Source organism: Flavobacterium salilacus subsp. salilacus, assembly GCF_004634195.1.
Classification (GTDB): Bacteria; Bacteroidota; Bacteroidia; order Flavobacteriales; family Flavobacteriaceae; genus Flavobacterium; species Flavobacterium salilacus.
In genome coordinates this window covers 30,569-40,555 of record NZ_SKBP01000016.1, presented here as the reverse complement: position 1 = coordinate 40,555, position 9,987 = coordinate 30,569, and the positions used below count along the sequence as shown (strand labels likewise).

Sequence of the window (9,987 nt, the reverse complement as noted above, 5' to 3'; positions counted from 1 at the left end):
TTCGGCAGAGCAGTTTGGCGTTGTGCCTGTTGCTGCGTAGATGAAGATGGTTTGATCGGTAGTGATTGCCTCGCCTTCGTTAAGCATGGTTCCTGTTCCGCCGGCTCCTGTGTAGTAGTTACCTACGGTAAGGGCTGGCAGTACGTAGCTTTCGCAGGCTACTTGGTCACCCGGTGTGGTTACCACAGGGGTATCATTTATAGTTACTGTGAAGCTGCTTTCGTTAGTACAATCCTGATTTTCTTCTGATACTGCATAGATGAAAATAGTTTGCGTGCTGGTTACAGTTTCACCTGCACTTAGCATAATACCTGTTCCGCCTGTTCCTGTATAATAGTTATTATCCGGTGAAAGCGGTTCAAGAACATAGCTGTCACAAGCTGCAACATCAGCTAATACATCTGCTGCCGGTGTTGGTACTATTGTTACATTAACTGTTGCCGTAGCTTCGCAACCTGTATTATTTACGGTTACTTCATATATACCTGCTTCTGTAACGGTTAAAGAATCTGATGTTTCTCCATCAATTACATCGCCATCTTGTGTCCAAACGTAGGTTACTAAGGCAGGGTCATAATTTCCGGCTACAATTTCTATCAGACCTGATGATCCTTCACAAATGAACATATCTTCTGTAATTTCGAATTCCGGTGTAAGATCCTGAATTATAAGTTCGAATTCTTTAACGCCATAACAATCGGTTTCACTATTAGTAATCCTCGCATAAATTGTTTGGGCATATTGTACTTCATTGTCATACGATGGTCCTACGGGATTCAGGTTATTATCTGCATCTTCCTGAGTAGTATGATATGTTATTATATAATCTCCAGGATTTTCAGCCAGGGCAAGAATCGGATCATCATTTACTGAAAGATCGAAGTTACCAAAACCACTGGCATCACATATAGTAAGATCTTGAGGCTCACCTGTAATATCTACTACAGGGTCGTAGTATTCAATAACTACCTCAGTTTCTACAGAACATTCTGTATTTTCATACAGCACATTTACTGTATAAGTTCCGTTTTCTGTAACAATTAAAACCGGTTCTGTTTCTCCTTCCATTTCAATACCATCCTGGAACCATGTAAAATCATATGTGTCAGGATCCATTTCTGTATCGAGTACAATCTCTTCGCCATCACAAGCTGCATTACCTCCTTCTATAGTTAAATCGCTTCCTAAATCGGGAGCACCGATAGCAAAACTACCTCCGTCAAGGAATACAGCAGAGTTTACACCGGCATCCAGATAATCGGCAATTACCAATTTAATATGGTATGTTTCACCGGGGGTTACTGCTGCAGAGGCAACCATAGGGATAGTTTGTCCGTTATAACCTGTTTGCGATGCAGCAGGGTTAGTCTGGTTAAACTGACCGAAATACTCTACGTTAGCAGAAGCACAACCTGTATTATACTGGTTATCTCTAATGTTAACTACTGATACCGGTATGGTTGTACCCGGAATTACGGCAAGGTTATCACCATCTACAGCCGTGGTAGGCCCTGTAAGTATAAAGGCAAAGGCATCGGAGTAGTTACATTGGAATGTACCATACTCATCTGAAGCGAACAGGAAGTTGAAACTTATCTCATCTATAAATGGTACAAAGTCAAACTCAAGTACTGTTGCATTCCACAAGTTACCTGTATTACCGCCTTCAGCAATAATAGCTGACAGATCGGCATCTCCAGGCCATCCTGTGTTATCGAAAGTAGCTGTACCCGGCCATGGACCCGGTGCTTCGGTTATACCACTTGTAGCCAGTACTATACCATTTTGGAACGGGAAGTTAGAACCGTTTTGGTCAAAATATCCAATACTGTTAGACTGACCAAAGTCAGATCCTGAAACAGATGTTACGTTAGAAACTATAGCACAATCAACACCAATAAGTACATCTTGTACCAACTCTTCTACAGTATATTCTGTATCGTTAACTGTAATAGGTGGTTCCGGAGTGTTTACGCAAATATTAAAGCTTGTTAGTGCAGCCGGGTTATTAAAGAAGGTAGTATATACCATCACATAATAGGTATTACCCGGAGTAAGATCTGTTACTGTTTGATTGGTTCCTCCACAAGCTACTTGAGTAAGAGTACCACAATCGTCACCTTCAAAAATTATTTGTTGCAGGAATACTCCTCCGGTAACATCTGTTATCGATACGCTATGCGTATTTGCCTCTGCAACGAATGAATACCATACATCAAAGTTGATTGTTGTCCATGTAACACATGTTTGTGTTACTCCGGAACCTGTTGCACCGGTAATTGTACCTGATTCGAACTCAATACACTCAGCCGCAGGGTTTACAGGAACATCAATAGCTCCGTCACAATCGTCATTAGCCAATGCAGTTACAAACTGTATAGGACCAGACCAGTTACTGTATCCGTCTTCTTCACCGCAGTTAGCTCTTATATAAACTACATAAGGAGTACCGGGTTCAAGGTCTTCTGCAAAATAAGGATTTTCAGTAGTAACAGTGCCCGGCTCTGTTGGCTCAGGAGAGCCTACAGGTAAAATGGCTACTTCCCATGTGTCGGCTGTACCCATTTCTGTCCATTCTATCATAGCAGTAGTAAGTTCTACATCTGATATTACAATATCTTGTGGTTTAGGACATGCTGGTGGGGTACAGTTAGCCGTACCTGTGTATAATAATGTATTTTGAGCACCTGTACCCGGTGCTTTTGTAAATACATCTTCGGCAAACGGTGTATATATTGTAAAGCCTACCTCGCCGGCAAAAGCTCCGCCTGTATTCCAGAAAACTGTAAATTCTTCATCAGGACATAAAGGTACTTCTACCGTTACAGGACCTGTACCGGTTGTAAATGTAGAACCTATGGTTGCTACAGCGACACCGGCTTGCGATATTGTCATAGTATTACCATTCCAACCATCACCAAAAGTATCAGTCAATTCAAATATATAGTTACATTGTTCTTCTGGCTCACAAACAGTAGTGTTGAAGGCAAAAGGACCTGCCCATGGACTTGATTGTGTATCGTTACAAATTACTCTTACATAATATTCATAATTTGTTGCTGCAGTTAGTCCCGTTGCTGTAACAGGATTTGTAGTTGTAAGCTCTCCTACAGTAGTATCTGTCGGAGCAGGTTCGCCTTCTTCAACTACATAATACTCCCAGTTACCTGTAGCAGGACCTGCCCAACTTAATTCGGCAGTAGTAGTGGTTGTACTAATTACCGTAAGGTTTTCCGGTGCAAGACACGCAGGTGTTATACAATCTGCATCTCCGGAATATAATACAGTTCCGGGAACTTCTGTATCAAAAGGCATGTTATAAAGAGTCTGATCGAAAGAGTTGATAACAGACAAACCTACTTGATAGGGGAATGTACCTCCATTTTCCCAGAATATTTCAAAAGGAGTATCATGACATAATGGTACTGTTACACTTTGAGTAGGTCCGGAAGTAAATGTAGAACCAATAGTTGCAACAGTAGCTCCATTTTGACTGATTACCATAGTACCGCCATACCAGCCACCAAAGAAGTTACTGGACATTATAAATGTATAATCACACTGATCTTCAGCCTCACAAACAGCAGTAGCAAAGTCAAACGGACCAGCCCATACACTCGATTCAGTATCAGAACATATTAATCTAACATAATATTGATAGTTAGTAGCTATAGTTAAACCTGTAGCCGTAGTTGGGTTTGTAGTCGTTGCTTCACCCACTGTAGTATCGGTTGGTGCAGGCTCTCCGTCTTCTACAACATAGTATTCCCACTCTCCTGTAGCAGGACCAGCCCAACCAAGTTCTGCGGTTGTAGTAGTCATGTTAGTCGCAGTTAAGCCTTCAGGAGGCAAACAAGCAGGATTATCACAATCAATATCGCCTGTATATAGTAAGCTGTTTTGCGTACCTACACCGGGTGCTTTTGTATATAGTGTTTGTCCAAACGAGTTTTGTACAGAAACACCTACTTCACCCGCAAAGCTACCTCCTGCATTCCAATATAGTTGGAATGGCAGGTCGTCACACATTTGTACAGTTACCGTAACAGGACCTATACCTGTGGTAAATGTTGGTCCTAATGTAGCAACGGTAATACCATTTTGCGATACCGCCATAGTATTACCATTCCAGCCATCACCAAAAGAATCTGTCATTATAAAACTGTAGGTACATTGGTCTTCCACTTCACATATTGTAGTATTGAATGGGTATGGACCTGCCCACGCACTAAAAGTACCATCGCCACAATCGGCTCTTACATAGTACTCATATGGAGTAGCAGCAGTAAGATCATCTGCTAAATAGTTTGTATTTGTACCTGCAGTTTCACCAGCACCGGCAGGGATACCTGAGCCCGGAGCCTGAACAACAACTTCCCACGATGCAGCACCACTTGGGTTTGTCCAAGATAACTGCGCCGAAGTTTGACCTATACCTGTAGTAGGCAACCCAACAGGGGGTGCACAGTTAACTTGTTGTATTGTTAAAGTATAGGGTGTAGTTTGTGGCGAAGCCCACGTAGAAATAACTATATAATAAGTTGTACCTGCTGTAACAGCAAAGTCCGGTATAGAAACATCATCTCCTGCAAAACCGCCAACGCCACCGGCAACACAGCTTACGCCGATATCAGCACAGTCATCATAAACAAACATACCGGAGTATGCGCCGTTCTCGGTCATGTCAATACTAATAACACCATCGGCAGCAGCAGTGTATGAATATACTACATCGTCACCATCAAGGTATCCAAATGTAACACCACAACCAGATGCTCCGGGGCTTCCGCTGTAATCATCGCCATAACCGGATGTATTATCTGTTGTAGAGTAAGGTAATGCCGTAATTTCTATCGGAGCACCACAGGTTTCTCCTAAGGCTACCGTACTAAACAAGAAAGGCCCAACTAATTCGCTGGTTCCTCCATCGGCACAAAGTGCACGAACGTAAAATTTATAATCGGTATTTTCTGTAAGTGGTATGCCATCTACAGTTTGTGTAGCCGTATATGGTGGCTCACCATTATAAATTACACCGTCAACGTTTGGAATACCTGCTGCAGGAAGTACTATTACCTCCCAAGAGGTTGCACCACTTGTGTTAGTCCAGTCAAGGTCTGCAGAGTCAAGACCGGCAAATGCACTAAGGTCAGTAGGGTCAAGACATTGTTCTACTACCTGTACATCATCAACAAGCCAACGGTCGCCATTATCGGCAGCCATTACAAAAGCAATTTTTACATCCTGACCTATATAGGTATCAGGAATGGTTACTACTTTTTCCGTGTAAACCGTTTGTGACGGATTGATTTCAAGTTCCGTCCACTCCTGAATGTTGGTATAATTGGTAGCATCAAACGCATCTGTAACGTTTGTTGTTATCATTATACGGTAAATAGATCCGTCATCTCCACCAAGAGTTAACCTCGACCAAAAGCGAAGCTGTGGGTTATCTGGAACTTCAAAGGCCGGGGTTACCAACCAGTCTTCAGGAATACCCGTTGCCACGTTTTCCCTGTTAAGGTAAGCGGCGTGAGGCTCACTGTAATACGGTTGAGGCCCGGTTCCTGTAGCCTGCACCCAAAAGGCGGCAGGCCCAATACCATTATCATGTACTTCCCATCCTGTTGGAGGAAACACACCCGGAGTGTCAAATCCTTCCAAAGGAAGTCCCTGTGCATAGCCACACAGCGATGATAATAGTATGAAAAACATTAAGGTAATTTTTTTCATAGAAATTTACATTTAGTAGTTTATGTTTAAGAACACGAAAATTAAAGAAAAAAAATCAATCATTCGTAACTAAAATTATACATTATTGATTTTTTTCTTAAAAAAAACAAAATTATCTCGTTTTGTTATGAATATCAATTTATCTTTTGTTTTGTTACAGCTTACCTAAGTATGCTTTATTTAATTAAAATACTCTTCCTATCTTTGAAATCTGATTAATAGTAAATGACCGACATAAAAAAAATATACTTCGCTTCCGATCAGCATTTTGGGGCACCCACGCCCGAAAAAAGCTTTCCGAGAGAACAAAAGTTTGTAGCTTGGCTGAATGAAATTAAAGAAGATGCCGAAGCTCTTTTCCTTTTAGGTGACCTTTTTGACTTTTGGTTTGAATATAAAACGGTAGTGCCAAAAGGTTTTGTAAGGGTATTGGGTAAACTTGCCGAATTGAGAGATGCCGGCATACCTATTTATTTTTTTATTGGCAATCATGACTTGTGGATGAACGACTATTTTGAGAAAGAGCTCAACATACCTGTATATCATCGTCCGCAGGAATTTACTTTTAACAACAAAATTTTCCTTATAGGGCACGGTGATGGTTTAGGACCCGGTGACAAAGGGTATAAGCGAATGAAAAAGGTTTTTACCAATCCTTTTTCGAAATGGCTGTTTAGATGGTTACACCCCGACCTTGGCGTTAAGCTGGGGCAATACCTTTCGGTTAAAAATAAACTGATTTCCGGAGATGAAGATGTGAAGTTTTTAGGTGAAGATAACGAATGGCTGGTACTGTACAGCAAACGCAAGCTAACCCAAAAGCACTACGACTATTTTATATTCGGGCATCGGCACCTGCCTATGACCATACAGGTGGGCGAAAACTCAAAATACATTAATCTGGGCGATTGGATAGGGTACTTTACCTACGGGGTTTTTGACGGTGAAAATTTTGAGTTGAAAGAATACAAAAATTAGTTACTGCACAACTCCTTAATATAATAGCTTAAATTGAGGTTAAACAATGTGCCTTCCATAAGGTCTTTAATGAGGTAAAGTTCCTTTTGGGTAACCGCCAAATCAACTTCGCTAACAGGGGTTTTTAAAAGTACCCGCTGGCAGGCTTGCCTGTAGCAACAATCGTTGCAGTTATACTGTGCGCAGGTGGCATTTACCAGCATCTTAAATTCGTCAAGTTCGTGATGCTCTAAATAAAAACCTGTTTCTTTAAAAATGAGTTGTACCCGCTCGGTTAAAACCGCATCATTTTTTATCCAGTGGAATGCTACGCCAAATTCGTTATGGTATATCTGTTCGATTTCTTTCATTGCAAATGATTTGAAACAAAAATACAATTTTATTTATAATCATTCTAAACAAAGAATTAATTTTCACTCCTTATATCTCTAAGTCGTAATTGTATTGTGGTCTCTCCATTCCAGGTATTTTCATCTATCGAGTACACCGCATCAAAAGGGTTTTCGCTACAGGCTATTTCCATTTTACCTGCCAACCCGAAGCCTATGGCTGCAAACCCTTCAGAATCGCCTTGACGTACAAACAGTCGTAAATGGCTCTCATCGCTGCCTATGGGCTTGCCAAAACCACTATCCTTTATTGTATGTGTTAAAAATACAGGCGTCATATTACCGGGACCAAAAGGCTCGAACTGCTTTAATATCCTGTTGAATTTGGGGGTAATTTGTTCGAAATCTAAATCCATATCCACTTTTATTTCAGGAATACGCATATCGGGGTGAATGGTGGCTGCCACTACTTCTTCAAATTTTTGTTTGAATGATGGATATTGCTCTTCTTTCAGGGTAAGTCCCGCAGCATACATATGCCCGCCAAACTGCTCGATATGTTCGGCACAGGCTTCGAGGGCGTTATATACATCAAACCCTGATACTGAGCGCGCCGAAGCTGCCAGCCTATCACCACTTTTGGTAAATACCAGCGTGGGGCGATAATAGGTTTCTATAAGTCGTGAGGCCACAATGCCTATTACGCCTTTGTGCCACTCCTTATTATATACTACTGTGGTAAATTTGTCTTGCTCGTCGTTGTGTTCTATTTGCTGTAAAGCTTCCTCCGTTATTTGTTTGTCGAGGTCTTTACGGTCGGCATTCAGGATTTCAATCTCCGAAGCAAATCCAGTTGCCTGTTCCAAATTAAACTCCGAAAGCAACTGTACGGCATACTTGCCATGTTTTATGCGCCCCGCAGCATTAATACGCGGGGCAATGATGAACACTACATCACTAATGGTAAGTGTGGCTTTTTTTATATTTTGTATCAATGCCTTTATACCCGGTCTTGGGTTGCTGTTAACAACCTCCAGCCCAAATTTTGCCAAAACGCGGTTCTCCCCCGTTATGGGCACAATATCGGCTGCTATGGCGGTAGCGACCAAGTCGAGGTAAGGTATCAGGTGGTTTATAGTTTGATTTCTGTTTGTGCCCAAAGCCTGTATCAGCTTGAACCCTACCCCGCATCCGCAAAGTTCTTTATAAGGATAGCTGCAATCTTCCCGCTTCGGGTCGAGTACTGCAACAGCATCGGGCAGGGTATCGCCGGGACGGTGGTGGTCGCATATTATAAAGTCGATACCCTTTGTTTGGGCATAGGCTACTTTGTCAATAGCCTTTATACCGCAGTCTAAGGCTATTATTAAGGTGCAACCGTTGTCGTCAGCATAGTCGATACCCTGAAAGGAAACACCATAGCCTTCGGCATAACGGTCGGGGATATACGTATCAATATTAGGATATATACTTTTTAAATAGGACGACACGAGCGATACCGCCGTAGTACCATCTACATCATAATCGCCAAACACAAGTATATTCTCATTATTGGCAATGGCGGTTTCAATACGCTGTACGGCTTTATCCATATCCTGCATCAGGTACGGGTCGTGCAAATCGCTCAGCGACGGACGGAAAAATTGTTTTGCCTCCTCAAAGGTTTCGATACCACGCTGTACTAAAAGTGTAGCAATGGTATCCTCTACATTCAGGGCTTGGGCAAGGTGTTGTATTTTGTGTATTTCGGGTTGTGGTTTTAAAGTCCAGCGCATTTAAAATAATTCTTCTTTCATTAATACTTATGCAGGGCGAAAATACGGCTAATTAAAAAGAATGACTACTTATAGAATTTTTTTACAACTCCAAAAACAGAGGTGAGTACTATTATGCCTAATACTATATAGCGAAAAGCCTTTTCGGAGGTATATTTTAAAATAACCTTCCCCAAATAACTCCCCACTATACTTATACCTATAAGGAACGGTATCAGCAGCATATATTCTTTTTTAAAGTAACCGTAACCTACGTATATAACAGCTCGACTAAAATCTACCCCGAGATCTATTAAAGCGGATGTAGCTATAAAAACCTCTTTTGGCAAACGAAAAGCAGCGAGGGTTATTCCCCGAATGGCGCCTCCTGTACCTACCAGTCCTGCTAAAAAACCGGAAGCCGTACCACCCAAGTAAAGATTGTTATTCGTCTGTTTCAGGGTTTTATTAAAATTGAAAATAAGATAGCCGGCAAGAATTACCAAAACAATATTCATTAACAACTCTATTTTGTCCGATGGCAAAATGGTGGTAAACCAAGCACCTGCAATTACAAATATAACTGCGGGAATACCCAATTTAAAGGCTATGTTCTTATCAATACCTTTCCTGAACAAAGCTATTTTAGAGAGGTTGCTAAAAACATGGAACACCGCCGTAATGCCCAAAACGGTTTTAAAATCGAAAAACATAGAAGCCAACGGCACAAACAGTATGGATGACCCAAACCCCGACACCGTACCGATAACCTCGCACACAAGGGCAAGCGCCACAAAAAGGTAATAGTCTTCTGTCATTTTTTATATATTTCGGATTGTGTCTTAAGTTCGGATTGTGTCTTAAGTATCCAGTCCATTTAAGTAATTTTTCTTTCTTCAATAATTATCGCAAAGTGAAAATACAGATTACTAAAAAACAATACCTACTTAAATATATTTTACGATTCCAAAAACAAAAGTAACCACCATCTCACCTAATACTATATCGCGAAGACTTTCTCCGAAATAAATTTAAAAATGACTTTGATTTAAAATAATCAAAAGAAAATTATATGATAAAAATAAATATATTTTGTAGGCATTAAAAGATTCGAACTTTTATTTCCCACAATCATATTGAAAAATATAATTCAATATGGCTATGGGCGTCTTAACCAGTTAGACCAAATGCCC

The 9,987-nt window shown here is 41.0% G+C and carries 5 protein-coding genes and 1 tRNA gene; 1 reads left to right on the top strand and 5 read right to left on the bottom strand.

The genetic code is table 11. The annotated features are described in order from the left end of the window. Positions 1 to 5,733: choice-of-anchor L domain-containing protein (locus E0W68_RS13640; protein WP_135220001.1), on the bottom strand; the 5,733-nt coding region annotated here is incomplete at its 3' end. A 225-nt stretch (positions 5,734 to 5,958) separates the two neighbouring features. Here E0W68_RS13640 and E0W68_RS13635 point away from each other — a divergent pair. Then, positions 5,959 to 6,711, top strand: a complete 753-nt coding sequence (locus E0W68_RS13635) for a UDP-2,3-diacylglucosamine diphosphatase (protein ID WP_135220000.1) — start codon at positions 5,959 to 5,961, stop codon at positions 6,709 to 6,711. On the opposite strand, the gene E0W68_RS13630 is transcribed toward E0W68_RS13635, so the two are convergent. The 4 genes from E0W68_RS13630 to E0W68_RS13880 all read right to left on the bottom strand — a co-directional run bounded on the left by E0W68_RS13630 (position 6,708) and on the right by E0W68_RS13880 (position 9,987). Next, positions 6,708 to 7,061: a hypothetical protein gene (locus E0W68_RS13630; RefSeq protein ID WP_135219999.1), complete on the bottom strand. Its 354-nt coding sequence runs from the start codon at positions 7,059 to 7,061 to the stop codon at positions 6,708 to 6,710. The two genes, E0W68_RS13635 and E0W68_RS13630, sit on opposite strands and share 4 nt — an antisense overlap. Before the next feature lie 56 nt (positions 7,062 to 7,117). After that, the gene (gene recJ / locus E0W68_RS13625; protein ID WP_135219998.1) at positions 7,118 to 8,815 is read right to left on the bottom strand and encodes a single-stranded-DNA-specific exonuclease RecJ; all 1,698 of its coding nucleotides are present in this window, start codon (positions 8,813 to 8,815) and stop codon (positions 7,118 to 7,120) included. Between the two features lie 65 nt (positions 8,816 to 8,880). Beyond that, entirely contained in the window at positions 8,881 to 9,612 is a 732-nt protein-coding gene (locus tag E0W68_RS13620; RefSeq protein ID WP_135219997.1) for a sulfite exporter TauE/SafE family protein, read from the bottom strand. A 277-nt stretch (positions 9,613 to 9,889) separates the two neighbouring features. Beyond that, a tRNA-His gene (locus E0W68_RS13880) sits at positions 9,890 to 9,987 on the bottom strand.

Excerpts from the sequence above, each read along its gene's own strand:
- E0W68_RS13635 (WP_135220000.1), top strand. The coding sequence starts at position 5,959 with ATGACCGACATAAAAAAAATATACTTCGCTTCCGATCAGCATTTTGGG.
- E0W68_RS13630 (WP_135219999.1), bottom strand. The coding sequence starts at position 7,061 with ATGAAAGAAATCGAACAGATATACCATAACGAATTTGGCGTAGCATTC.
- recJ (WP_135219998.1), bottom strand. The coding sequence starts at position 8,815 with ATGCGCTGGACTTTAAAACCACAACCCGAAATACACAAAATACAACAC.
- E0W68_RS13620 (WP_135219997.1), bottom strand. The coding sequence starts at position 9,612 with ATGACAGAAGACTATTACCTTTTTGTGGCGCTTGCCCTTGTGTGCGAG.